Annotated in this window: 23 protein-coding genes and 3 CRISPR repeat arrays; of the genes, 20 read left to right on the plus strand and 3 right to left on the minus strand. The window is 42.9% G+C overall.

Going from position 1 to position 25,923, the window contains the following annotated elements:
* Positions 1-45 precede the first annotated feature (45 nt).
* Entirely contained in the window at positions 46-1,353 is a 1,308-nt protein-coding gene (locus ABIN22_RS00320; RefSeq protein ID WP_346906039.1) for a DUF4474 domain-containing protein, read from the minus strand.
* Positions 1,354-1,770: 417 nt separating this feature from the next.
* On the opposite strand from ABIN22_RS00320, the gene licT reads away from it, so the two are divergent.
* The 15 genes from licT to ABIN22_RS00395 all read left to right on the plus strand — a co-directional run bounded on the left by licT (position 1,771) and on the right by ABIN22_RS00395 (position 17,997).
* Entirely contained in the window at positions 1,771-2,616 is an 846-nt protein-coding gene (gene licT, locus ABIN22_RS00325; RefSeq protein ID WP_346906040.1) for a BglG family transcription antiterminator LicT, read from the plus strand.
* 96 nt (positions 2,617-2,712) lie between these two features.
* Positions 2,713-4,695, plus strand: coding sequence for a beta-glucoside-specific PTS transporter subunit IIABC (locus tag ABIN22_RS00330; protein ID WP_346906041.1), 1,983 nt, complete (start codon positions 2,713-2,715; stop codon positions 4,693-4,695).
* 11 nt (positions 4,696-4,706) lie between these two features.
* On the plus strand, positions 4,707-6,131 hold the full coding sequence (locus ABIN22_RS00335; RefSeq protein WP_346906042.1) for a 6-phospho-beta-glucosidase: 1,425 nt from the start codon (positions 4,707-4,709) through the stop codon (positions 6,129-6,131).
* A gap of 154 nt (positions 6,132-6,285) precedes the next feature.
* Positions 6,286-6,627 carry an HIRAN domain-containing protein gene (locus ABIN22_RS00340; RefSeq protein ID WP_346906043.1) on the plus strand — a complete coding sequence of 114 codons (342 nt, stop codon included), beginning with the start codon at positions 6,286-6,288 and terminating at the stop codon, positions 6,625-6,627.
* 79 nt (positions 6,628-6,706) lie between these two features.
* Positions 6,707-7,540, plus strand: a complete 834-nt coding sequence (locus ABIN22_RS00345) for a helix-turn-helix transcriptional regulator (protein WP_346906044.1) — start codon at positions 6,707-6,709, stop codon at positions 7,538-7,540.
* Positions 7,541-7,564: 24 nt separating this feature from the next.
* Entirely contained in the window at positions 7,565-9,703 is a 2,139-nt protein-coding gene (gene cas3 / locus ABIN22_RS00350) for a CRISPR-associated helicase Cas3' (protein ID WP_346906045.1), read from the plus strand.
* A 495-nt stretch (positions 9,704-10,198) separates the two neighbouring features.
* Positions 10,199-10,889: a CRISPR direct-repeat array (repeat unit 32 nt; unit sequence GTCGTTCCCCTCGCGGGGACGTGGATTGAAAT).
* 61 nt (positions 10,890-10,950) lie between these two features.
* On the plus strand, positions 10,951-11,613 hold the full coding sequence (cas5c, locus tag ABIN22_RS00355; RefSeq protein WP_346906046.1) for a type I-C CRISPR-associated protein Cas5c: 663 nt from the start codon (positions 10,951-10,953) through the stop codon (positions 11,611-11,613).
* Positions 11,610-13,340 carry a type I-C CRISPR-associated protein Cas8c/Csd1 gene (gene cas8c, locus ABIN22_RS00360; RefSeq protein ID WP_346906047.1) on the plus strand — a complete coding sequence of 577 codons (1,731 nt, stop codon included), beginning with the start codon at positions 11,610-11,612 and terminating at the stop codon, positions 13,338-13,340. Before cas5c ends, cas8c begins: the two co-directional genes overlap by 4 nt.
* Entirely contained in the window at positions 13,341-14,240 is a 900-nt protein-coding gene (gene cas7c, locus ABIN22_RS00365) for a type I-C CRISPR-associated protein Cas7/Csd2 (RefSeq protein ID WP_109733670.1), read from the plus strand.
* Positions 14,240-14,905: a CRISPR-associated protein Cas4 gene (cas4, locus tag ABIN22_RS00370; RefSeq protein ID WP_346906048.1), complete on the plus strand. Its 666-nt coding sequence runs from the start codon at positions 14,240-14,242 to the stop codon at positions 14,903-14,905. The genes cas7c and cas4 overlap by 1 nt, the downstream gene beginning before the upstream one ends.
* Positions 14,902-15,933: a type I-C CRISPR-associated endonuclease Cas1c gene (gene cas1c / locus ABIN22_RS00375; protein WP_346906049.1), complete on the plus strand. Its 1,032-nt coding sequence runs from the start codon at positions 14,902-14,904 to the stop codon at positions 15,931-15,933. The genes cas4 and cas1c overlap by 4 nt, the downstream gene beginning before the upstream one ends.
* Positions 15,934-15,942: 9 nt before the next feature.
* Entirely contained in the window at positions 15,943-16,233 is a 291-nt protein-coding gene (gene cas2 / locus ABIN22_RS00380) for a CRISPR-associated endonuclease Cas2 (RefSeq protein WP_109733673.1), read from the plus strand.
* 488 nt (positions 16,234-16,721) lie between these two features.
* Positions 16,722-17,082: direct repeats of the CRISPR family, unit length 32 nt; unit sequence GTCGTTCCCTTCGTGGGAACGTGGATTGAAAC.
* A gap of 150 nt (positions 17,083-17,232) precedes the next feature.
* A complete protein-coding gene (locus ABIN22_RS00385) occupies positions 17,233-17,427 on the plus strand; it encodes a hypothetical protein (protein WP_109733674.1) in 195 nt (64 codons plus the stop codon).
* 77 nt (positions 17,428-17,504) lie between these two features.
* The gene (locus ABIN22_RS00390) at positions 17,505-17,765 is read left to right on the plus strand and encodes a type II toxin-antitoxin system RelE family toxin (protein ID WP_109733675.1); all 261 of its coding nucleotides are present in this window, start codon (positions 17,505-17,507) and stop codon (positions 17,763-17,765) included.
* A 28-nt stretch (positions 17,766-17,793) separates the two neighbouring features.
* Positions 17,794-17,997 carry a hypothetical protein gene (locus tag ABIN22_RS00395; protein WP_109733676.1) on the plus strand — a complete coding sequence of 68 codons (204 nt, stop codon included), beginning with the start codon at positions 17,794-17,796 and terminating at the stop codon, positions 17,995-17,997.
* 415 nt (positions 17,998-18,412) lie between these two features.
* A CRISPR array of direct repeats spans positions 18,413-18,776; the repeat unit is 32 nt; unit sequence GTCGTTCCCTTCGCGGGAACGTGGATTGAAAT.
* A gap of 209 nt (positions 18,777-18,985) precedes the next feature.
* Here ABIN22_RS00395 and ABIN22_RS00400 read toward each other — a convergent pair.
* The gene (locus ABIN22_RS00400; RefSeq protein WP_109733677.1) at positions 18,986-19,840 is read right to left on the minus strand and encodes an AraC family transcriptional regulator; all 855 of its coding nucleotides are present in this window, start codon (positions 19,838-19,840) and stop codon (positions 18,986-18,988) included.
* Positions 19,841-20,188: 348 nt separating this feature from the next.
* On the opposite strand from ABIN22_RS00400, the gene ABIN22_RS00405 reads away from it, so the two are divergent.
* Positions 20,189-21,562 (plus strand): MATE family efflux transporter, encoded by a 1,374-nt coding sequence (locus tag ABIN22_RS00405; RefSeq protein WP_118620569.1) that lies wholly within the window; start codon positions 20,189-20,191, stop codon positions 21,560-21,562.
* Positions 21,563-21,599: 37 nt separating this feature from the next.
* Here ABIN22_RS00405 and ABIN22_RS00410 read toward each other — a convergent pair whose 3' ends face one another.
* Positions 21,600-22,496 carry a YitT family protein gene (locus tag ABIN22_RS00410; RefSeq protein WP_118620570.1) on the minus strand — a complete coding sequence of 299 codons (897 nt, stop codon included), beginning with the start codon at positions 22,494-22,496 and terminating at the stop codon, positions 21,600-21,602.
* 238 nt (positions 22,497-22,734) lie between these two features.
* Between ABIN22_RS00410 and ABIN22_RS00415 the strand changes: the two genes are divergently transcribed.
* The 4 genes from ABIN22_RS00415 (at position 22,735) to ABIN22_RS00430 (ending at position 25,885) form a co-directional block, all read left to right on the plus strand.
* Positions 22,735-24,642: an EAL domain-containing protein gene (locus ABIN22_RS00415; RefSeq protein ID WP_346906050.1), complete on the plus strand. Its 1,908-nt coding sequence runs from the start codon at positions 22,735-22,737 to the stop codon at positions 24,640-24,642.
* 88 nt (positions 24,643-24,730) lie between these two features.
* Complete coding sequence (locus ABIN22_RS00420) at positions 24,731-25,363, plus strand: cytidylate kinase-like family protein (protein WP_109733682.1); 633 nt, start codon at positions 24,731-24,733, stop codon at positions 25,361-25,363.
* Positions 25,363-25,590 carry a hypothetical protein gene (locus ABIN22_RS00425; RefSeq protein WP_109733683.1) on the plus strand — a complete coding sequence of 76 codons (228 nt, stop codon included), beginning with the start codon at positions 25,363-25,365 and terminating at the stop codon, positions 25,588-25,590. The genes ABIN22_RS00420 and ABIN22_RS00425 overlap by 1 nt, the downstream gene beginning before the upstream one ends.
* A complete protein-coding gene (locus ABIN22_RS00430; RefSeq protein ID WP_109733684.1) occupies positions 25,571-25,885 on the plus strand; it encodes a YbjQ family protein in 315 nt (104 codons plus the stop codon). The genes ABIN22_RS00425 and ABIN22_RS00430 overlap by 20 nt, the downstream gene beginning before the upstream one ends.
* The last annotated feature ends 38 nt before the right edge of the window (positions 25,886-25,923 follow it).

The raw sequence follows: 25,923 nt of genomic DNA on the forward strand, positions 1-25,923 counted from the left end.
TCCGGAATTTTTCTATCCTAAAGAAACTTAGGTTTTTTCTGCGGTCTATTCAAAATCATCATTTCTGTCAGAATAGGATTCTGTCTCTTCCGATTGGTATCCATACTGTGAATCTCTCATCTGCCTGTTGTTTCTGCAGGGACTGCACTGCATCTGGTTTCGCTGCTCCATATTGCAGGAATTATAATTTCCCTGACGACACGGATTGCACTGTGGTGGACAACTGGGCCTTGGCGGGCAAGGCGTGCATGGATTCGGACTGCACGGCGGGCAGTTACAAGGTGGCGGACAGTGCGGCTTCGGCGGACATGGAGGTTCAGGCGGACACGGAGGCTCCGGGCGGCAGGGTGGTTCAGGCGGGCACGGTGGTATCGGAGGCTTAGGTGGCGGGCATGGCGGTACTGGCGGAACCGGGTGCGGTGGTTTCCCGCCCAGCCAGTCTTTGATCCACTCGAAGGCCTCATATATTCCCCTTGCATAAAGTGAGTCGATGAATAATTTATAAAGCTCCGGGGCCATTGCCTTTGCGTATTCCAGTTTATCAAGGGTATCACTGTATTTTCCTGTTGCAAATTCGTAGAGTTTACAGTTGTTGTGATTTGTCTGCTGTACAAGAGCTGCACTTACCTTATTGCGGGATTCAGCCTGAGGGGAATGCGGTGTCGTATAATGAATACAAACGGTGTTCCTTCTGATTGAATATTCCTTTTTGCGGTAACCGATATCTACGAGTGATTCCACAAAGGCATTTCTCATGCCGCGGTCAGGGAAGCTGATTCTGGCATTCATCGTCAGCATGTCAGTATGGGAAAACTGTCCGAGTTTAAAACCTGTGAGCCACCAGTGAACAGCACTTCTCTTTAAAATAACCCTGCCGTTTCTGCGGAGCACAAACGACATCTTCAGCATCTCTTCATTACTAATGTTTTCGTAAAATGTTCCTTTGAATTTATCGGAATCGATATCGTTTCTTTCCGTGTTATAGATTCCTATTTCACCGCCGGTCGTGATACCATACTGGCCCTTCCAGAGTTCAATCAGCCAGCGTTTGCCGGCATAGCTAAAGGTAACTGGTTCACAATCCATGATCATATTGAACAGCGGTGCGGCTTCATCATAAAGGCGGCAGTAACCGACTTCTCTCTGCCAGCAGTCCATAAGAGAATAGAAATAATCACCTTTTAATTCATAGGCAAACCCGGTTTCTTCGAGATCGGCGTTTAATTCATTTTGCTGGCTCTGTTTATTGCCAGAGGGACGAAAACGACGGCTTCGGACCTGCCATACGATACAGAATGCAAGGACTGCGATCACTAGGACTACAGCCGCAATGATTATATAAACTGTAAGCATAATGTTTTGACCTTTCTTTCATTATTAATATATTTTATTCTGCCGCTGCCTTTTCGTGACAGAAGGCAGATTGAACAAAAATACAGTAGAAAATTTATGAAAAACAGAGAAAGTTCATCCAGCTGATAAGCAGGAGATTGACTTCTCACAAAAGCTGTGCTATGCTCTGTTTTGTAAATGGGATGGTGATTGCGTAAGCAAGCTAAACCTATATGTAGAGATAATTTTGGACGCAGGAGTTTCCAGATTTATTTGTGCATATAGGTTTTTTTATTTCATAGGAAAGTACATCCTATGAAATAAAAAGCCTTCCGGGGGATGCGCACTGCGGCGTATAAGGTAGATGTCGCAGAGCGAGCGCCGCAGGCGCGAGTTTCGCAAGCGAAACTCTATTTTATTTTCAGGGGGTAACAGAGAATGAAAATCTTTAAGACTTTGAATAATAATGTTGCAGTTGTACTGGATGAGCAGGGCCAGGAAAAGATTGTGATGGGGAAAGGAATCTGTTTCAAGAAAAAGACAGGTGACGATATTCCGAAAGAAGTGATTGACAAGACCTTTTTTCTATCGGAATCCGAAGCAAACAATAAATTTCAGGTTCTGATTCAGGATGTTCCGATGGAGCATATTGCCATCGGCGAAGAGATCATTACGGAGGCAAAGCTGCGGCTGGGAAACAAACTGAACGATATGATCTATATTTCCCTGATCGACCACGTCCATACGTCTATTGTACGTTTTCTGGAGGGCGTGACAGTGAAGAATGTGTTACTCTGGGATATCCGACGTTTCTATAAGGACGAATTCCAGACAGGGCTGTGGGCGCTGGACCTGATCGAGGAGAAATGCAAGGTAAGGCTACCGGAGGATGAGGCCGGGTTCATTGCCCTCCATCTTGTGAATGCGCAGATGAATGAAGAGAAGATGCATAACATGTATGAGATTACCAGAATCATGCAGGAAGTCGTGAATATTGTAAAATATTTCTTCCACATTGAGTTCGATGAAGATGACGTCTATTATTACCGGTTTATTACACATCTGAAATTCTTTGCAAAACGGCTTACGGAACATAAAACATACGAAGAAGATGACAGCGATGGCCTGTGGGAGATTATCAAAGAGAAGTATCCGGATGCATACCGGTGTGTAGAGAAGATCACAACGTTTATTCAGAAAAAATACGAATATCATTTATCAAGGGAAGAACAGCTGTATCTTACAATTCATATAGAAAGAGTGATTAATAAAACCTGCAGGTAATGAAAACCTGCTGCATAGATACCATGTATGCCAGGATGGTGACATTAAGTTGGCCAAACCTTCATAAATATAATTTTTATCAATGGAGGAAAGAAAATGGGTAAGTATGAAAATCTGGCAAAAGAAATTGTCAAAAATGTCGGCGGAAAAGAAAACATCATCAGTCTGACACACTGTATCACAAGACTTCGTTTCAAGTTAAAGGATGAAAGCAGGGCAAAGGACGATGTCCTGAAAAATATGGACGGTGTCGTCACGGTTATGAAAAGTGGTGGGCAGTATCAGGTAGTCATAGGCAATCATGTACCGGATGTCTATGCTGATGTGATGCCTCTGATTGGGTTGGAAGAAGGCGCGGCAGGCATAGAAGAAAAACCTTCCGGGAATATTTTCAACCGTTTTATCGACATCATCTCGGGTATCTTCCAGCCGATTCTTGGAATCATGGCTGCCTGCGGTATGATCAAGGGATTAAATGCCCTGTTTGTAGCTCTGCATCTGTATTCTGATACATGCGGCGGTTATTTGGTACTGAATGCGGTCGGTGACGGCCTGTTCACCTTCCTTCCGCTGTTTCTTGGTTATACGGCGGCGAAGAAGTTCAATCTCAAGCCGATGCTCGGTCTCGTGATCGGCGCAATCATGTGCTATCCCGCCATACAGGGAAGCGCGCTTTCGGCAGGTAATGATGTACTTTATACATTATTTTCAGGGACGATGTTTGAATCCGCGGTGTATACAGATTTCTTTGGGATTCCGCTGATTGCAATGGATTATACCGGCACAGTGATCCCGGTGATCTTCGTCGTATACTTTGCATCTAAGTGTGAGAAATTCTTTAATAAAATCGTGCCGGATCTGGTGAAGTTCTTCTTTGTCCCGATGCTGACACTGCTCGTGGCAATTCCGGCAGGCCTTCTTCTGATCGGACCTCTGGCTACATTTGCCTCAACGATTATTGCAGAGGGCGTTATGGCAGTACGGAATTTCAGCCCGATGCTGGCTGGGGCGATTGTCGGGCTTACATGGCAGATTCTTGTTATATTCGGTCTGCACTGGGGATTCATCCCAGTCTATATTAACAACATAATGACAAATGGGTTTGACAATGTTATGATGCCGTTCTTTGCATGTACGTTTGCGACCTCAGCGGTTGTGCTGGCAATCTTTTTCAAGACGAAGAACAAACAAATAAAAGAAATGGCCCTGCCGAACTTTATTTCGGGTATTTTCGGTGTCACAGAACCGGCCATATATGGTATCCTGCTTCCTTTAAAGAAACCGTTTATTATCAGCTGTATCGTCGGAGGAATCGGCGGGGGATTCTATGGTGCGTTCAATTTCAGAAAATTTATGATGGGCGGTATGGGCATTTTTGAATTCCCGGCCATGATCGAGCCTGACGGAAGTATGGGGAACCTGATCGTAGCTGTCGTGGGTGTTGTGATTACGATGGTGCTTGCTTTTGCGGCGACGATGATTTTCTACAGAGAAGAGGATGTGAAAGAAATTGGGGGGGCATGTGGAAAAACAGAGATAAACGATGGAATTGATGTGGAAAACAATCAGACAGAGGAAGGAGCTGCGGCAGATGGCGGGAAGCAGGAACACAGCAGCATCTTAAAACAGATAGATATTACAAGCCCGATAAAGGGGGAAGTCCTGAAACTGGAATCCATCAAAGACGATGCATTCGCATCCGGTGTTCTCGGGAAGGGGGCGGCGATTCTTCCTCAGGAAGGAAAGGTATTCGCCCCGGCAGACGGTGTTGTTTCGACACTGTTTCCGACACTGCACGCTCTCGGTCTGGAAACGGATGAGGGGGTAGAACTCCTGATACATATCGGTCTGGATACGGTGCAGCTGGAGGGCGAAGGGTTTGAGGCTCTTGTAAAACAGGGGGACAGGGTTCAGAAAGGCCAGCTTCTCGTGAAGTTTGACATAGAATTTATTAAAAATAAAGGCTTCTGCATGGAAACACCTGTCATTGTTGCAAACACAGATGACTTTTTGGACGTAGTTGAGACAGTTAAGGAACAGGTTAATCCGGGTGAAAACCTGTTGAAAGTATTGAAATAAGAGGTGTTAGAATGGGATTTCAAAATAATTTCCTATGGGGAGGCGCAACAGCGGCGAACCAGTGTGAGGGTGGGATTTTCGAAGGCGGAAGAGGGCTTGCAAATGTAGATGTGTGTCCGTCCGGCAGTGACAGGGGGGCAGTGATCACAGGGCATTTGAAGATGCTGGAAATGGATGATGCTCATGTGTATCCGGCCATAGAGGCTATTGATCACTACCACCATTTCAAGGAGGATATCCGTCTCTTCGGAGAGATGGGATTCAAGGTGTACCGGCTGAGTATTGCATGGACCCGTATATTCCCGCATGGAGATGAAGAGGAGCCGAATGAGGAGGGACTTCAGTTTTATAAAGAAATATTTGAGGAATGCAGAAAGTATGGGATTCAGCCATTGGTTACAATTTCTCACTTTGACTGCCCGATCGGCCTTATTAAGAAGTACGGGGGATGGAGAAGCAGAGAAATGATAGATTTCTATCTTCATCTCTGCGATGTACTGTTTAACCGTTATAAGGATTATGTGACATACTGGCTGACATTCAATGAGATCAATATGATCCTGCATGCCCCGTTTATGGGGGCGGGAATTTATTTTGAAGACGGGGAAAATGAAGAGCGCATCAAATATCAGGCTGCTCATCATGAACTCGTGGCAAGCGCGCTGGCAACCAGAATGGCACATGAGGTGAACCCCGAAAATAAGGTCGGGTGTATGTTTGCGGCGGGCAGTGCCTACCCGTATACATGTAAGCCGGAGGATGTGTGGGAGGCACTTAAGACGGATCAGGAAAACTATTTCTTTGTGGATGTTCAGGCCCGGGGGTATTATCCGTCTTATGCGTCAGCCCGTCTTGCAAAAAATGGTGTATTTCCGGTCATGGAGCCGGGGGACAAAGAGATATTAAAGAGACATCCGGTAGATTTTATTTCATTTTCTTACTACAACAGCAGATGCATCGCCGCACCAGGAAGCGGCTGGGAAGAAGCAGGGGGAAACCTCTTTAAATCTGCAAAGAACCCCTATCTGGATTTCAGCGAATGGGGATGGCCGATCGACCCGCTTGGACTTCGCATCACTCTGAACCAGATATATGACCGTTACCAGAAGCCATTATTTATTGTGGAAAACGGGCTGGGTGCGGTTGATATTCCGAATGAAAACGGGGAGGTTGAGGATGATTACCGGATCGATTATCTGCGCAGGCATATCCGGGCAATGAAGGCGGCTGTAGAGGAGGACGGCGTGGAGCTGATGGGATACACATCATGGGCGCCGATTGACCTGATCAGTGCAGGAAGCGGCGAGATGCGGAAGCGGTACGGGTTTATCTATGTGGATAAACAGGAAGATGGAAAAGGAACATTGAGCAGAAGCCGGAAAAAATCATTTTACTGGTACAGGAAAGTAATAGAGACGAATGGTGAAGTTCTATAAAGTAAGAATGGAAATCAGTGGGAGACTGGTGGCAGATAAAGAGCCATCGGTCTTCTTTTTTTAATAAAACGAATGTATGTACGAGGGGTGAGGCCGGATTTTGGGACTGGGTATTTGTTAAAGTTTATTTATGAACAAAAGGAGGTCGTGAAATATGAAGAAGCATTATGTTACAGTTACAGGTTTTAATCACTATTTTGGAGTTACACCTTTTAAAATTGGTAAGACATTGAAATGTGTAAAGGAACCCGATAATCCATATGACGGGGATGCAATTGTAGTAAAGATAAAAAACATAGGAACAGTCGGGTATGTTGCTAATACGCCTTACACATCAGCGACGGGAACCTATACAGCCGGGCGGATATACTCTAAAGTTTCGAAAAATTTTAAAGTAAAAGTACGGTTTATTACAAATTCCAAAGTTATTTGTGAGGTCATAAGCGGAATGAAAGTAAAAGAAAAAGTGGAACCTGTAAAGCAGGAAAGGGAGTAAAATTCTGGGGTTTACGGTTGTTCTGACATTTGCAGTGACTTATAATTGACTTAGACGATTGTGAGAAGGAGCGAAAAATATGGCGACAAGAGAGACAAAATTAAAATTGCTGTATTTAATGAAAATATTGTTGGAACAAACGGATGAGGATCATGTACTTTCTACAATGGAACTGATTAATGAATTGAAAAGGTACGGAATAAGTGCAGAAAGAAAAAGTATATATGATGACATTGAGGCCCTGAATGAATTTGGAATGGATATCATAAACAAACGTACGCAGCCGTCCGGATTTTATGTGGCAGGCAGGGAGTTTGAACTTCCGGAATTAAAATTACTGGTTGATGCAGTACAGGCATCAAAGTTTATTACGGAAAACAAGACGAATGAATTGATAAAGAAGCTGGAGAATCTAACAAGTAAATTTGAGGCACGCCAGAATGGTGAATTCTATATAGTCAGCCCCTGGGCACTTACATGGGATGATGAAAATTATTATATGATTGCATATGATTCAGCGGTGAAGTCTGTAAAATATTATAGAGTTGATAAGATGATAAATACTGAAATGACGAAAGAACGCAGAGCAGGGAGAAAAGAATTTGCCCGTTTTGATCTGGCGGCATTTGCTAAGAAGACGTTTGGTATGTACGGTGGCGAAGAACGAAGCTTAAAGCTGCGTTTTGGAAATGAACTGATTGGTGTCGTAATAGACCGTTTTGGGAAAGGAATTTTGATTCATATGGATGATGCGGATCACTTTATTGCTCATCCTGCTGTTAATGTAAGCAGACAGTTTTTCGGGTGGATCAGTAGTTTGGGTGATCGTGCAGAAATTCTCGGACCGGATGACGTTGTGGAAATGTATGTGGAATGGTTAAAGAGTCTGCTGAAATGTTACCATATGAAGTAGTCGTATAAGAGGAAAGGAGTAACTATGGAATATCTGGCTCATATTGAAGGAATAAGGGAACAAAGTATCAAGGAACATTTGACAGGCACGGCGGAACGGGCAGGTAAATTCGCAGAGACATTTGGGTGTTATGAATGGGGATACTGCAGTGGTATGCTGCATGATATTGGAAAATATTCTCTGGAATTTCAGCAGCGGCTGCAAGGGAGTGATAAAAAGGTTGACCATGCAACTGCCGGGGCAAAAGTTTGTTATGAAATGGGAGGTCTGTATGGGTTTCTGAGTTATTGCATAGCGGGGCATCATTCCGGCCTGCCAGATACAGGGGAGAAGGCGGATTTGGGAACATCGGCTACGCTGATGGGGCGGCTGAAGAAAAATGTGAAAGATTTTGAGGCATATAAGCAGGAGATAAGGGTCCCAGCTCTTAAAAATCCTCCCTTTGATCCAAAAAGCGCAGCCAATTTTGACTTTGCCCTGAGCATGTTTATAAGAATGCTATATTCGTGTCTGGTAGATGCAGATTTTCTGGATACAGAATATTTTATGAAACAGGGTGAGACAGGGCGTGATTCGGGAGAAGATATGGAAACCCTTCTTAAGAAACTGGAACAGCATATTTCTAAGTGGCTTGACAATGACAATCTGGATACGGTAAACGGAAGAAGAACGGAGATCCTTAGAAGCTGTCTGGAAAAAGGTGAATTAGGGAAGGGGCTTTTCCGCCTGACCGTACCCACAGGGGGCGGAAAAACAGTGGCCTCTCTGGCATTTGCACTTCGCCATGCTGTTAAGAACAAGATGGACCGTATTATTTATGTAATCCCCTATACAAGCATCATTGAACAGAATGCCAGAGTCTTCAGCGACATTTTGGGAAAAGATAATGTTTTGGAAAATCATTATAATATCGATTATGAAAGTGATGAGGAGTTAAAGCCAATGCATCTGGCTTCGGAAAACTGGGACAAACCGGTCATTGTTACAACAAATGTCCAGTTTTTTGAATCGCTCTTTGCAAACAGGTCATCTAAGTGCAGGAAATTACACAACATGGCAAATAGTGTCATTATTTTTGATGAAGCACAGATGTTTCCGAACGATTATTTAAAGCCGTGTATTGCGGCAATGGAGGAACTGATACAGCATTATGGGGCCAGTATTGTTCTTTGCACAGCGACACAACCAGCATTACAGCAGTTTTTTCAGAGCAGTATAGATGCGGTGGAATTATGCCCGAGACTGGACGAGCAGTTCCGGTTTTTTAAACGAGTTACACTGAAGGACCTGAGCCGGATTTCAGAAGAAGAATTAGCGGAGAAACTGGAGAAAGAGGAACAAGCGCTTTGTATTATAAATACAAAAAAGAAGGCCCAAAGCATTTATCAGAGGCTCAAAGGTGAGGGCGTCTATCACTTATCCACAAGCATGTATCCGAAACATAGGAAGTGTGTACTAGAAGACATCAGGAGACGTTTAGACAATGAGAAAAAATGCATCGTCATTTCAACGAGCCTTGTAGAAGCGGGAGTGGATTTGGATTTCCAGTCTGTCTACAGACAATTAGCAGGAGTTGATTCCATCATACAGGCCGCAGGAAGATGTAACAGGGAAGGAAAAAGATCAGCAGAAGAAAGTAATACTTACATATTCAGGCTGGAAGACAGGGGATATGTATCCGGGCAGCGGCAGCAGATCGCGGTGGCAAACGATTTGATTGAGGATGGGCGGGACATTTCATCACTAGAAGCTATCATGGAATATTTTGAAATGCTGTATCATTTCCGTGGGGAGGGTCTGAATAAGAAAAACATACTTGCACAATTCAGGCGTGGAAGGTATCCTTTCACAAAAGTCGCAAAGGAATTCAAATTAATCGAAGAGAATACAACGACAATCTTTATTAATCGGGAAGAAGAGGCAGATAATCTTCTTAAAGAAATACAACGTAATGGTTTTACAAAAAAACTGGTGCGTCAGGCAGGACAATACTGCATCAATGTATATGAAAATGATTTTGATAAATTAAATGCCGCGGGAATGCTGCAGGCAATCTCAGAAGACGGGGGTGAAGACTTCTTTCTGCTGCGGGATGACGGGCAGTATACAGAAGAGATGGGGTTGAGGCTGGATGTGGAATATGGGAGGGCGGTAGTATTTTGAGTTGAAAAAAATAAAGAACAGATAACCTATTAATATATCTAGCAAATTATGCTATTATTAAAAATAAGGAATAATCACTTATAAAAGTGTTTTTATCATTTTACATAGTATGGGGGTATGCAATTTGGAGTATTTTTTATGAGCAAGGTTAATGTTTACTAGTTTCATTTACCATTAGCAATGAATAAATTCTAGATAATGCTCAATGTGTTATGTGAAAATCAAAATCATCTGATAATATAGATAGAGAAGCAGTCTTCGGTATTTTTAATTGGAAGATGATTATAAGGTGAGGATAGAAATTGGTTTGACATTAATTATTTAGTGCGAACCTGAAGTGAACATAAAAATACTGGGGGATTCGCACCAGAAAAAATGCACAAATTGAGTGTGTTTTTAAATGAAAGAAAGAAAAAAGAGCAAAATGTAGACAAACTATATTGATATTTAGTTAAAAATGTCTAAATATCTGAGGTGGAAATTGTTTATTTTGCAGTCGTTCCCCTCGCGGGGACGTGGATTGAAATTAAATTCTGGGAATAGAAAAGCCACCGGATAACGTCGTTCCCCTCGCGGGGACGTGGATTGAAATTATTCCCCTTGATGGGCTTAATGGAATGAATGGTCGTCGTTCCCCTCGCGGGGACGTGGATTGAAATGATATATAAACCGTTATATTTTAGCAGTCTACATGTCGTTCCCCTCGCGGGGACGTGGATTGAAATACCCATTATGTAATCGACCAGCTCCCTAAACGTCGTCGTTCCCCTCGCGGGGACGTGGATTGAAATCCCTTTATAGTTTCCCAACATCATATCTTTCGCGTCGTTCCCCTCGCGGGGACGTGGATTGAAATTCGAAGCCGGACCGGGAGGATCGGAACTGGCAAATGTCGTTCCCCTCGCGGGGACGTGGATTGAAATATAAAACAGATGAGGAAACAGGGGAAACCATAACGTCGTTCCCCTCGCGGGGACGTGGATTGAAATTCCTAGCCCGAATGAAATATCTGTCGCATACATGTCGTTCCCCTCGCGGGGACGTGGATTGAAATATCATATCTCCTTACGCATAACAATTCAGGTAATGTCGTTCCCCTCGCGGGGACGTGGATTGAAATCTGTCAGGCGCTTATGGGTTAATGTTAAGATTGTGTCGTTCCCCTCGTGGGGACATGGATTGAAATGAATAAAGGGGATGAGTCATCAAATGAAAAAGTTAAATTACAGTAGGAAGGAGAAAAATACATGGGGATTGGTGTGAAAGTTAAAGTATGGGGGGATTTTGCCCTATTCTCTCGCCCAGAGATGAAAGTGGAAAGATGTACTTACGATGTCATGACACCTTCGTCAGCCCGGGGAATTTTGGAAGCCATATACTGGCACCCGGGATTAAGGTGGATCATCGACAGGATTTATGTGAACAAGCCAATTCAGTTTACAAGTGTGAGGCGAAATGAAGTAAAAAGTAAAGTCTCCGCGAACAATGCTCTGTCGGTATATAATGGAGGGGAAAAACCTTTATTTATGAGCAGCAAAGAAGAGATTGTGCAGAGGGCATCATTGCTTCTTCGTGATGTGGAATATGTCATTGAGGCTCACTTTGAAATGACTGACAAAGCGAATGAAGGTGACAATCCGGGTAAGTTTAAGGACATTATGATGCGGCGCCTGAGAAAAGGAGAATGTTATCATATGCCGTATTTCGGCTGCAGGGAATTTCCGGCCAATTTCTGCCTTTGTGAAGAGGAAGAGATTATAACAGCCTATGAAGCAGTTGAGGAAAAGGATTTGGGATTTATGCTGTATGATATGGATTATTCAGACCCTGAAAATATCCAGCCAATGTTTTTTAGGGCAGTGATGAAAAGGGGCGTACTGGATCTGAGAGACTGTGAGGTGGTTCGATGATACTGCAGGCACTTGTTAAACATTATGAGACTCTGGCGGAGGATGGAAAAGTTTCCCGAAGGGGATGGTGTCACGCAAAAGTTTCTTTTGCATTGAATCTGGCAGAGGACGGAAGGCTGAAAGGTGTAATCGATCTTAAGCTGGAGGATAACAGGGGAAAGAAGCAGGTATGGGTTCCACGCCCTATTGAAGTTCCGGAAATGGTTTCGAGATCGTCAGGAGTGTCCTCTAACTTTCTGTGCGACAATTCAAAATATTTACTTGGAATTGATAAAGAGGGGACGAACCAAAGAGTATTGGACTGTTTTCAGGCAGCAAAAGAAAAACATATTGATATTCTGGAAAATGTACATAATAACATGGCAGAAGCAATAAAAAAGTTTTTCATGACATGGGAACCGGAACGTGCAAAAGAACATTATGAGCTTCAGGAATTTTGGGACGAAATTACGGAAGGTGCGAATCTGATATTCTGTATGGGAGGGGATTATGCTCAGGATGATCCAGAAATTAGAACGGCATGGATGCAGGCTAATGAATCGAAATCAGGAGAATCAGACGGCATTTGTCTGGTAACAGGAAACAGGGCGGAAATCGCAAGAATCCACAGTACGGTCAAAGGTGTTCCGGGCGCTCAGTCCAGCGGTGCGGCGCTGGTATCCTTTAATGCTCCGGCATTTGAGTCATATGGGAAGGAGCAGAGTTATAATGCCCCGGTTGGAAAATATGCTGCATTTGCATACACTACGGCACTGAACTACCTGCTGTCCCAGAGAGAGTACACATTTCAGCTTGGGGATACTATGGTGGTATTTTGGGCAGAAAACGGGGATAAAATTTATCAGGATGCTTTTTGCTGGTCTGTCGCCCCCCAGCCGGATAATCAGGAGGTAATGAAAGGTATCTTTGATGCCTTAAAGGAGCATCGGGCGGTTGCAGTAGATGATATAGAGTTGGATACGAGCCAGCGATTCTTTATTATGGGGCTGGCACCAAATGCGGCCAGGCTGTCTGTGAGGTTTTTTTATCAGGATTGCTTTGGCAGTATATTAAGTAATATAGCGAAACATTATGAACGAATGGAGATTGTGAAGCCATCCTGGGAAGAACGGAAGTATCTGGGAGTGTGGCAAATGCTTCAGGAAACGGTGAACCAGAAATCGAAAGAGAAAAAGCCTGTTTCAAATATGGCAGCTATGGTATTGCAGGCAATACTATCCGGCGGGAAATACCCGGTTAGTCTGTACAGCAACCTCATGATTCGTATAAGGTCGGAACAGGGCCGGGTAACATGGGGCCGTGCGGCGATTACAAAAGCTTACCTGATCAGAAATTCTGTAATGGAGGAAGGAGAGAAATATATGGGAGTCAATGAAGAAAATCATGATACGGCGTATGTTTTGGGGAGAGTTTTTTCTGTACTGGAAGCAATTCAGGAGGAAGCAAATCCGGGAATTAATGCAACCATCCGGGACAGGTATTTTAATGCAGCATGCGCAACCCCTGCATCTGTCTTTCCTGTCTTAATGAAGTTGAAGAATAGTCATGTTAAAAAGATCGAAACTTCTAAAAAAAGCTTTAAGATATATTATGAAAATCTTTTGACACAGCTTATGGGAAGCATAGAAGAATTTCCAAAGAGGATGACACTGGAAGAGCAGGGGAGATTTATTTTAGGCTACTATCATCAGGTTCAGAAAAGATATGAGAAAAAGGAGGACAAGTAAATGAGTGAAGCGATTAAAAACAGGTATGAATTTGTGATTTTATTTGATGTGGAAAATGGAAATCCAAATGGTGACCCGGATGCAGGGAATATGCCGAGAATTGATCCGGAAAGCGGCTATGGACTTGTTACAGACGTCTGCCTGAAGAGAAAGATCCGGAATTATGTTGAGACTGTAAAAGAAGATGCAGAAGATGCTGCAGGATACAGAATCTATATTAAAGAAGATGTCCCTCTGAACCGAAGTGATAATGAGGCATACGAATATCTTGGAGTTAACGATAAGACTGTAAAGGACCTGAAGAAAAAAGATCCGAAAGCAGATGAGAAAATCAGGGATTTCATGTGCAGTAACTTTTATGATATCAGGACATTTGGTGCTGTTATGACTACATTTGTAAAAGCGGCGCTGAACTGCGGTCAGGTCAGAGGTCCTGTGCAGCTTGGTTTCGCAAGAAGCATTGATCCTATTATCAGTCAGGAAGTAACAATTACAAGAGTGGCAATTACGACAGAAAAGGATGCCGAAAACAAGAGCACAGAAATGGGAAGAAAAAGTATCGTTCCATATGCGCTGTATCGTGCAGAAGGATATATTTCTGCAAATCTTGCCAGAAAGGTTACCGGATTTTCAGAGGACGACCTGGAGCTTTTATGGGAGGCGATCATTAATATGTTTGAACTTGACCATTCTGCAGCAAGAGGTAAAATGGCAGTCCGTGAATTGATTGTATTTAAGCATAGTAAAGAATTAGGAGACTGCCCGGCCTATAAGTTATTTGACGCGGTAGAGGTTAAGAGAAAAGAAGGTGTAGAATTTCCAAGGAAATATCAGGATTATACGGTGGAAATTCATGAGGATGCAATTCCGCAGACAGTGGAAATGACAAGGAAAATATAATGGAATACCGTGAAGATGAGTATTTAATGATATCTGGGATACAGCATTTTAAATTTTGTCGCCGGCAATGGGCACTTATCCATATTGAGCAGCAATGGGATGAAAATGTACATACTGCAGTGGGCGGGTTGATGCACAAAAAGGTACACGATCCCTATTTAACAGAAAAAAGAAAGGATGTGCTTATTACCCGCGCACTGCCGGTTTCCTCCAGAAAAATGGGGGTCAGCGGTGAGTGTGATGTGGTGGAGTTTCATAAAAATGAAGATGGGATTAAATTGCAGGGGCACCGGGGATTGTATAACGTCTATCCTATTGAATATAAAAAGGGGAAGCCTAAAGCAGGTGAAGAAGATATATTACAGCTCGTGGCACAGGCGCTATGTCTGGAAGAGATGTTTTCTACATCTATCCCGGAAGGAGCTATTTTTTACGGGGAAACACGAAGGCGTGAAATTGTAGAAATAACAGACGGCCTCCGCCAGCAGGTAAATGAAATCTTTCATGAAATGCATAAGTACTATGAAAGACGCTATACACCAAAAGTAAAATACAGCAAGGCGTGTAACGCATGTTCGCTAAAAGACATATGTCTTCCTAAACTTGGGAAAGCAGTTTCCGTGAAGGATTACATGCATCAGATTTTGAATGAGGATGAAGAATGAAAAAATTATTGAATACGCTTTATGTAACCTCTGAGAACAGTTATTTGGCTCTGGACGGCGAAAATGTTGTTGTTTGGGATTCGGATAAGGAAATCGGGCGCCTCCCCCTGCATAATCTGGAAGGAATTGTATCTTTTGGATATAGGGGGACCAGCCCGGCATTGATGGGTGCCTGTGCAGACAAAAATATTTCCCTGTGTTATCTGACCCCGCAGGGAAAGTTTTTGGCAAGGGTTACAGGCAAGGTTAAGGGAAACGTGATTTTAAGAAAACAGCAGTATGAGAGCAGCCTTGATGAAGCGAGGAGTATGGAAATTTCCAGAAACTGCATTGTTGGTAAGGTTCATAATGCAAGATGGGTTCTGGAGCGTGCCACAAGAGATCACAGTATGCAGATTGATGTCGGTAAGGTTAAGGAAGCTTCTGATAATTTGAAAAGTTCGCTTGAACTTATACAGAATAGTGGATCAAAAGATCAACTGCGAGGTTACGAAGGGGAAGCGGCAAGCGTATATTTTAGTGTTTTTGACGAATTGATTCTTCAACAGAAAAAAGACTTTATTTTTCACGGCAGAAACAAAAGGCCGCCTATGGATAATATGAATGCCTTGCTTTCATTTGTCTATACATTATTGACAAATACAATTACCTCAGCCTTAGAAACTGTCGGACTGGACCCATATGTAGGATATCTACACACCGATCGTCCGGGAAGGGCATCATTATCTCTGGATCTTATCGAAGAATTGCGGGCAGTATTGGCAGACCGTTTTGTTCTGTCACTAGTTAATAAAAAAATAGTGACAGGAAAGAATTTTGATAAAATGGAAAATGGTGCGGTTTTGATGGATGACGATTTACGCAGGACTGTACTGACAGAATGGCAGAATAAAAAGAAAGAAACCCTGACGCATCCATACCTGAAAGAAAAAATAGAGTGGGGAATGGTTCCGTATGTACAGGCAATGCTGCTTGCGAGATATCTTAGAGGTGATCTTGACGGATATCCGGTATTTTTATGGAAATGAGGTGTGGAGATGCTGGTACTGATTACATATGATGTAAATACCGAAACTGCCGCGGGCAGAGGACGGCTGAGGAAAGTCGCAAAGCAATGCGTAAACTATGGTAGAAGAGTACAGAATTCAGTTTTTGAATGTATTTTAGATAATGCTCAATGTGTTATGCTGAAAGCAAAGTTATCGGACATCATAGATGAAGATGTAGACAGCCTCCGCTTTTACTATTTGGGAAATAACTATAAAACGAAGGTGGAGCACATTGGCGTGGATAGGGGAGTAGCGGCTGATCAGACATTAATTATGTAGTGCGAACCAGAAGTAAATAAACAAACACGGGTGGATTCGCACTGGAAAAATGCATAGATTGAGTGTATTTGTAAATGAAAGAAAAAAGAGCGCAATGTAGACAAGTTTCTCTGATATTTAGGTGAAAATGCCTAAATATCAGAGGTAGAAATTGTCTATTTTGCGATCGTTACCTTGTGGGGACGGGACTTAAAATTTATCATAGATGTAGAGCTTGACAGTCTTTGGTGTTTTTAATTGGGACGTAACTATAAGGTAAGTGTTAAACGTATTGGTGTGGAGGGGCAAATAACATTTGCCGAGACATTAATTATGTAGTGCGAACCAGAAGTAAACATAAAAACTCTGGGAGATTCGCACCAGAAAAAATGCACAAAATGAGTACGTTTGCAAATGAAAAAGCGAAAAAAGAGCGCAATGTAGGCAAGGTGTTCTGATATTTAGGTGAAAATCCCTAAATATTGAGGGTGGAAATTGTTTATTTTGCCGTCGTTCCCTTCGTGGGAACGTGGATTGAAACTACTTTTGAAAGTTCGCGGCTGATTACAGTTGTCGTCGTTCCCTTCGTGGGAACGTGGATTGAAACTATCACCGGCGGGCTTTTTCATGCACCAGATCAGTCGTTCCCTTCGTGGGAACGTGGATTGAAACGGCGTTAAGCAGTCTATCGAAAGCGGCAGTAAACGTCGTTCCCTTCGTGGGAACGTGGATTGAAACTTCAAGAATAATGATGAGGAACAGAACGACCTCAGTCGTTCCCTTCGTGGGAATGTGGATTGAAATATTCCGGATGTGATTGTGAGCTAGTAGCTGGAAAGTCGTTCCCTTCACGGGAACGTGGATTGAAATAAGTTTGTGGTGCTGTTTTGTTGTTAAGTACATGATAGAATAGTTTAAATATTCCAAAATGCTTTTTTAATTAATATATGACGATACCGACAAGTAAAGTTGACACATTTATTTAAATATGCTACCTTTAATATAATAGGGGGTGTTACAATGGCATACGCAAAAAAGGAAGATGCAATAGCCTATGTAAATAACTATCAAAAAGAAAAATATGATAGAATAACAGTTATGGCAGCAAAGGGGAAAAAAGCAGAATATAAAGCGGCGGCAAAATTTAAAGGAATGAAACTATCTGCATTTGTACAAGATTGCGTGGAAAAAGAATTAGAACGAATGAAAAAGTGAAGAGTAGTTTATATATATATTGCTGGAATAGTTTAAATATGCTATGATGAAGGTATCAAAATAAAGGAGATACCGAGATGCAAATTGAGTATAGTAAGAAAGCCGCTAAGTATATTAACGCACTGGATAGACCGACAAAACAGCGCTTAAAGGCAGGAATTGAAGGGTTAACGCAAAAGCCACCCGTGGGAGATATAAAGCTATTGCAGGGCTTTACAGATGGCAGGAAGCGGCTAAGGGTAGGCAAGTATAGGATAATATATAATTATGGCTCAGACGGCATAATAGAGATATTATATATTATCAATGTGGATTCAAGAGGGGATATATATAAATAATATCTTCTCCATAAAAGGAGGTAAGAAGATGAATACAGCAACCAAAGAGATGATTGATCTCATGGAGGTATTGCCAGAGAGTGACCAAAATTTAGCACTGGAGATTGTTCGTAAGCTTGTCCTTGCGTGGGATCCGGATTTTACAAAGCTGACTCTGGCCGAGAAAGCAAGTCTCGAAGAAGCACTTGCAGACCCGGAAACAATCCCACATGAGGCTATTAACTGGGATTGATAGAGCCGCCGTAATGGTGGCTTTTTCTGAACTTTGATTTATTTAGGGGCCAGTAATTCGATTTGTTCTGTCATAAACATAGGTTTTGACAGTGTCGTTCCCTTGTGGGGACGGGACTTGAAATTTATCATAGATGTAGAGCTTAACAGTCTTTGGTATTTTTTATTGAGACGTAACTATAAGGTGAGTGTTAAACATATTGGTGCGGAGGGGCGAATAACATTTGACGAGATATTAAGTATGTAGTGCGAACCCGAAGTGAACATAAAAACTCTGGGAGATTCGCACCAAAAAAATACACAAAATGAGTGCGTTTGCAAATGAAAAAGAGAAAAAAGAGCGCAATGTAGACAAGTTGCTCTGATATTTAGGTGAAAATGCTTAAATATTAAGGGTGGGAATTGTTTATTTTGCCGTCGTTCCCTTCGCGGGAACGTGGATTGAAATTGTCAGCCAGTATAAGGACTTCTGCGGCACGTTGTCGTTCCCTTCGCGGGAACGTGGATTGAAATATATTTTCCAGTTTTTCTTGCAGGATCACCTTTGCGTCGTTCCCTTCGCGGGAACGTGGATTGAAATTCCACAAATTCTGCTGAGCGACCAAATACAACACGTCGTTCCCTTCGCGGGAACGTGGATTGAAATCAACCATTGTTTGCTATGTATAGTTCTTTAAATGTCGTCGTTCCCTTCGCGGGAACGTGGATTGAAATGCTTAAACCGAAGCTCAAATCATTAAATAGCAAGGTCGTTCCCTTCGCGGGAACGTGGATTGAAATTATCGCATTAGCCATTACCTGACTCGCAAATGTGTCGTTCCCTTCGCTGGAACGTCATTGAAGTTAAACAAACTAAGCTCTCGGCCAAACCCCTATATAGCAGGCAGTTCCCTAAAAGATGCTAGCACAAAAAATACTTCGGGGCATATACCCCGAAGTATAAATCATAATCTGGCCATAAAAGAACCGCCAGAAGATTCCATTGCATGCTATTGATTCCCTATTGCCCGGTATTTACTGGGTGCCGTCCCAAAATGTTTCTTGAAAAGCTTGCTGAAGTGGTAGGCGTCGTCATACCCGACCATAGCTGCCACATTCTGTATACTAAGTTCCGGAGACTCCTCCATCAGTTCCCGCGCTTTTTCCATTCGAAGTTCGATCAGATAATTAATAGGGGTATCACCGGTCTCACTTTTGAAAATTTTGGAGACATAAAATGTACTCAGATACATGTTCTTCGCGATTTGGTCAAGCGAGATTTTTTCGTGATAATGTTCATTAAAGTAGCGGATCATCTGTTTTACGACGTATTTCTTGTTTGGAGATTCGAAGATACAGCCATTTTGTTCTTCCATGACTTCCTGCTGGTCTCTTAACAGGAGCAGGATAAACTGGATCAGGTAGGACTTCAGCATGAAGTAGCGTCCGGGGCGGCATGTATGAAATTCCTTCCCCATAGCAGAACAAAGACGGTACACATCCTGACGCATACCGTCTTTCATAGGAATAATCATATTCCCGTTTGGCAGAGGCAGGGTATTTGGGGGCATATGCCGAATGTGTATATCGCTGAATCCGATGTAATACTCTGTTGCACAGCACTGCGGGCAAGTTACGAGACTTCTGTGATAAGTTCCGGGATTCAGGATAATCAGATCTCCGGCTTTGATCGGGTATTCTTTTCCGTCTATGTAATAAGTACCATATCCCTTTGTCACGACAGAAATCTCTAAATGTTCATGACTGTGGTAATTCTCTTCAGTTTCTGTACGCTTCAGATTACAGATAAATAAAAAAGTAGGGTTTAAGTCATCATAAGTCAGGTCATATTCCTGTCTGTACATAAAGTCACCTCCCGGATAAATGATATTTGATGCTGATAATTCGTCTGACACCGCATAGGATATAAGAGCGTCCTGAATTGCATGTACTAAAAATTATACTCCTGTACGGGGGGATAATTCAATGAAAATATAAACATTCCTGCAGAAAAGTCAAATGGATGGTACTGGCAGTCATGCCCGTCCTGCGGGTTGTCCGGGATGAATAAAGCAAAATACTACATTTAAAGCACAACATATTACATTCTGCTTTTTCCGGGATTGATTATAATAGAACATGTTTACCGGAAATGTTTCCATCGCAGGAAGTTAACTGGAAACAAATTTAAGCAAAACAGGAGGTAACAAGACATGACGAAAAAGATGACAGAAGGCAGACCGTGGAAATTGATTGTGATGTTTACGATTCCCTTATTGATCGGGAATATTTTTCAGCAGTTATATAGTATGGTAGATACCTTGATTGTGGGAAGGACATTAGGGGTGCATGCACTGGCGGCAGTGGGGTGCACGGGCAGTATTAGTTTCCTGATACTCGGATTTGCAATGGGCGTGAGCGCCGGGCTCGCTATCATTACAGCCCAGCGGTTTGGGGCAAAAGATGAGGCCGGTGTCAGAAAGAGTGTGGCAGCAGGGGCGTGGATCAGTCTTGCAGTAACTGTTGTACTGACAGTGGTTTCCGTTCCGCTGGCAAGAAATATTCTGGAACTGATGCGGACCCCGGCGGAGATTATTGATTCGGCATATGAGTATATCGTGATCATTTTCTGGGGTATTATAGCCAGTATGCTGTTTAACTTTTTATCCAATATCATCAGAGCTCTGGGGGACAGCAAGACACCGCTTTTCTTTTTAATTATTGCATGTATTCTGAACATCGTGCTCGATTTTGCACTCATCATGGGAGCGAAAATGGGGGTGGCCGGGGCAGCCTGGGCTACGATTATTGCACAGATGGCGTCAGCGCTGATGTGCTTATGGTATATTAAGAAGAAACTTCCGATACTGCATCTGAAAAAGGATGACTGGAAGGTTTCTGGATGGGATATCGGCCAGCATTTTAAAGTTGCGATGCCGATGGGGTTCCAGATGTCTATCATTGCAATTGGTGCGGTCGTACTTCAGTTTGTACTTAACGGGCTTGGCTCGATTGCAGTTGCGGCATTCTCGGCGGCACAAAGGATCGACCAGATTGCGGCACAGCCGATGAACTCTTTTGGAACAACGATGGCGACCTATGCGGCACAAAATTATGGTGCAGGAAAGATAGACAGGATAAAACAGGGAGTTTTCCAATGCAGCCTGATATCTGTGGGATTCAGTATTGTGATGGCACTCGTGAATATTTTTGCCGGGTATCAGCTCGCGGGATTGTTTGTAGGATCAGGGGAAACAGGTGTCCAGAGTATGGCCCAGACATATCTTCAGATCAATGGAGTTATGTATTTTGTACTGGCACTGTTGTTCATCTATAGATTTACACTGCAGGGACTCGGAAAAGGATTTATGCCTACGGTGGCTGGGATTATGGAACTGGTTATGAGGACATTTGCCGCAATCTTCCTTACAGCCTCCATTGGTTTTGCTGGTGCGTGCTGGGCCAGTCCGCTGGCATGGATTGGCGCATGTATCCCACTTGCGGCAGCCTATTTTATGACAATGCGGAAGCTTACGCAGCAGAGGGCAGAAGCCTGTATGAAGTATGAGGAACAGACTGCTTCTTAAGAAAATAGTCTGATAACGTGAAAGAAGGCTGTATCCGTCATGGATACAGCCTTTTTTCGAAGTTACCCGATACCGAGCACCCTTCCGTAAATATCATGAATGCATTCGGGTCAATGCTCCGCACAATCCGTTTCAGCTGGCTGACCTCATATTTTGAAATAACAACAAACAGAATGTACGATGTCTCATTCGTGTAGGCACCTGCCCCGTCCCAGTTAGTGACGCCTCTCCCGGTCTGTTCTATGATTGCCCTCGAGATTCCGAGCTTTTTTGTAAAGATCATAACACTCATATTGATGTTCTGAATATGTACGCGGTCACATGCGATGGAGTACACAACACCGTAAATCAAAGAATAAATAACAATTTCAATATTAAACATCAAAAGGCAGATGCCATAGACAAAGAAATTGATGATGATGGATACTTTGCCTACGCTGAATCCCGGGAATTTCTTTGTGAAATAAATTCCCAGAATATCCTGTCCCCCGCCGGAACTGCCGCCTCGTAAGATCATGCCAGAACCGGTACCTGCGATAATGCCCCCGATTACGCAGGCGGTCAGGTAGTCATCGATGACCGGGCTGGCCGGAACAGGCAAAAAGGTAAGCGCCGCTGTCTGTACAATAATTGTAATAACGGACCGTCCAAAGAATTCTTTACCCATCTTGCTCCATGCCATATAGATCAAAGGTATGTTGATTAAAAAATAAATGATACCGGCGATATCGGTCTGTCCAAAGGAAAAATGGAATACCTGGACAATCAGGGTACGGATCAGCTGTGAGATACCCATAAAGCCGCCGTTATATAATGAAAGAGGCGTGATAAAAACATTAAGCCCAAAGGCAAACATTACAGAACCCAGAATTGCATTGCCCATCCCATAAACACGCTGTTTCTGCATATTATCTAATTTATTAAAGAATGACATATTAATTTCCCCCACTGCTGTAATAAAGTTGTCTGACGCGTATCTATTCTAGCATTTTGATTTCCCCATTACAAGATAAAAAAAGCGAAATTTTATAATATTTCATTATATGCTTATAATCATGCATTATTGCACCGTAAAAAAGTGTGAAAAGAAAAGCAGAATGTAAATTGTTTCTGCCAGTATTGTCAAAATATGCTATAATATCTCCATTATGATTCATAATCGGGGTGTGTATATGATACATTGGTCACTTGCAGGGGAATACATGGCATTTATTGTCATTGTTGTGCTGATCTTATACTTTTATGAAAGGCGTACGGTTATTAACGCGAGAGAAAAATTATACCGTGTATGTCTTTGGCTTTCGCTGTTTTCTATTATTCTGGATGCGGTATGTGTGTTTGCGGCAGGGCACAGAGGTACCCCGTATGGGGTCAATATGGCTCTGAACAGCATTTATTTCATGCTCACGGTCATCATATGCTCAATAATTGCGGCATATGTGTTTATTATGATGCTGGCGCATGTATATGATAAGAAGTGTCTGATACGTGCCGTCAAAGGGCTGGCAGCAGTGAATATCATTTATTTTGCGGCACTGATTACTAATATCAGGACAGGAATTCTTTTCTATTTTGATAATGCCGGAAGGTACCACAGGGGAGTACTGAATGTATTGGGGTATGGAGTAATGGCGGCTGAGATTGTGATGGTTTACATCTGCTATTGGAGGAACCGTCCAAGTGTCAGTGAATCGATTGTAAGGATTATCCGCACATTACCTCCGATCATTGCACTGATGTGTATTTTCCAACTATGTTATCCTGATATGCTCATGAACGGGACTGGCATGGCTATTGCCAATTTGATTCTTTTCATTAGTTTCCAGAATCGGGAATTTAAGAAAGATCATCTGACAAAGGTAGGCAACCGGGAGAGCTTTTTTGAGAATATCTCCTTGCGGCTTGCAGGGAGACAGCATTTCCAGGTTGTTATGGCAGCACTTAGAAAGTTTGATGTCATCAACAAAAACTACGGACATCAGAAAGGCGATGAATTTCTCTATACAATTGCAACTGAATTGAGCAGGATTATTCCCAGGGCAGAAGTTTTCCGATTCGGAAATGTAGAATTTGCCCTCATTATTCCTTTTGAATCAGAAGAAAAGTCAAAAGAGAATTACAGCATTGTGAAAAAGAGATGCCAGGGCGTCTGGTCAGTGGGGGATATACATACACATATTAAAACAGCATTTATGTATCTTGACTGTGTTGGTCAGCAGCTTACACCGTCGCAGCTGATGGACCATTTGGAATATGCGATTCAGAAGGCGAAGGAAGCACCTGACCGCAGTATCCATTTTGCGGAGTCAGAGATACAGAAATATGAAGAAGATAAGAAGATTCTGGAGATCATGCAGCGGTCTGTGGAACTGAGAAGGTTCAGAGTCTGGTATCAGCCTGTTCGCCATAAAGACGGCAGTTTCAGTTCTGCAGAAGCATTGCTGAGACTGAATGACTATGAGGGCAATCCGGTGCCTCCGTCCAGATTCATCCCCATTGCTGAGGAATCCGGACTGATTGATGAACTGAGCTGGATTGTGTTGGAAGAAGTGTGTGAACTGTTAGAAAAGAATCCGGAGAGCAGTATTAAGAGTATTTCCATCAATTTATCTATGCAGCAGTTTGCGGATGCAGGAATTGAAAAACGGATTCTGGACTGCCTGAAACGACACCATCTGCAGCCCGGCAGACTTAAGATAGAGGTAACGGAACGGGTGCTTCTTCAGGATATGAGATACATGAAGAATGTGATGCATAATATGAACCGGGCTGGCATCGGGTTTTATCTGGATGATTTTGGAACTGGCTACTCGAATCTGGCCAGTGTACTAGAGTTTCCGTTCGAGTGTGTGAAAATAGACCGCAGCCTGCTGATAGGCTTCCCAGGGAATACAGATTCAGAAGTGCTTATAAAGACACTGATCGATCTTTTCCACAGCCTTGGCCAGGTCGTTGTAGTGGAAGGGATTGAGAAAGCAGATCAGGCAGAACTTCTGAAAGAGATGGGGGCGGACAGGATTCAGGGGTATTATTACAGCAAGCCTCTGCCGGAAGAAATATTTGCCAAAGATTATCTGTAAATAACTATCTATTTTCAGTTAAAATGAGTTATAATAAAGCTAACTAAAAGGCGGTAATTCTATTTGTCAGAGAAAAGGAGCTGAGAGTATGACAGAACACACGATTATAACAATTGGCAGACAGTTTGGCAGTGGCGGACATGAGATTGGAAACCGTCTGGCAGAACGTCTGGACATTCCTCTTTATGACCATAACCTGATCAGAATGGCTGCAAAGGAGCTGAAGGTCAGTGATGAGGAGGCGTCCCGTGTAGATGAGACGATTCTGGGCAAGTTTCTGTCGGCCTATGTGGTTGGCACAGGGGATTATACAGCGTTTATGGGAACGGATGTCTATGGCACGCCGTTAAGTGACAGGATGTATGAGACGCAGACCGGTATCATAAAGAAGCTGGCAGACAGGAGTTCCTGTATTTTTGTTGGCAGATGTGCGGATTATGTGCTCGGGGATTATTCAAATTGTATTAATGTATTTATTTACTCTTATAAAGAAGACCGGATCCGGAGAATTTCTAATATTTATAAGTTGACTGAAAAGCAGGCCTGGGATAAAATCAAGAAGGTCGATAAGGAACGTAAACTGTATTATGAGGCACATACCGGGCGCGAATGGGGCAGTGCCGAGTCCCATGAGATGGTATTCAATGTAAGCCTGATGGGTGTGGATAGTGTAGTAGATGCACTGGAAGCCATTTACAGAACGTGGGAAGGTAGAAAGTAATGAATAAACATGGAAAGAAAATGGTTGCTCCGGTAATTATTACAGTACTTTTATTATTATATTTTATCGGCTTTGCTGTAGTTGTATTTTTACTCAGGCCGCCATTAGCAGCATGTATTATTGGAGCGGTTATCCCTCTTGCACTTGCAGGAGTAGCACTTGGGGTATGCATCCAGAGAATTAGAGAGATAAGGAGTGGAGAAGAAGATGATCTTAGTAAATACTGATTATATATCAGGAAAGAAGTTTGAAATGCTCGGACTGGTTAAGGGCAGCACCATTCAGTCAAAGAACGTAGGAAAAGACATTACACAAAGTTTTAAGACTCTGGTCGGAGGCGAATTAAAAGCTTACAATGAGATGATGAATGATGCAAGGGCCCTTGCGACGAAGCGTATGACAGAGGAAGCCGAGAGGCTGGGAGCGGATGCGGTTGTCAATATCCGTTATGCTTCCGCGGCCGTCATGGCAGGAGCGGCAGAAGTAATGGCCTATGGGACGGCAGTGAAGTTCGTGGATTAGAGATATGCAAAAAAGGGCTATTAGAAACAAAATAATTT

Origin of the sequence: Faecalicatena orotica (assembly GCF_905197545.1) — a bacterium.
Classification (GTDB): domain Bacteria; phylum Bacillota; class Clostridia; order Lachnospirales; family Lachnospiraceae; genus Faecalicatena_A; species Faecalicatena_A orotica.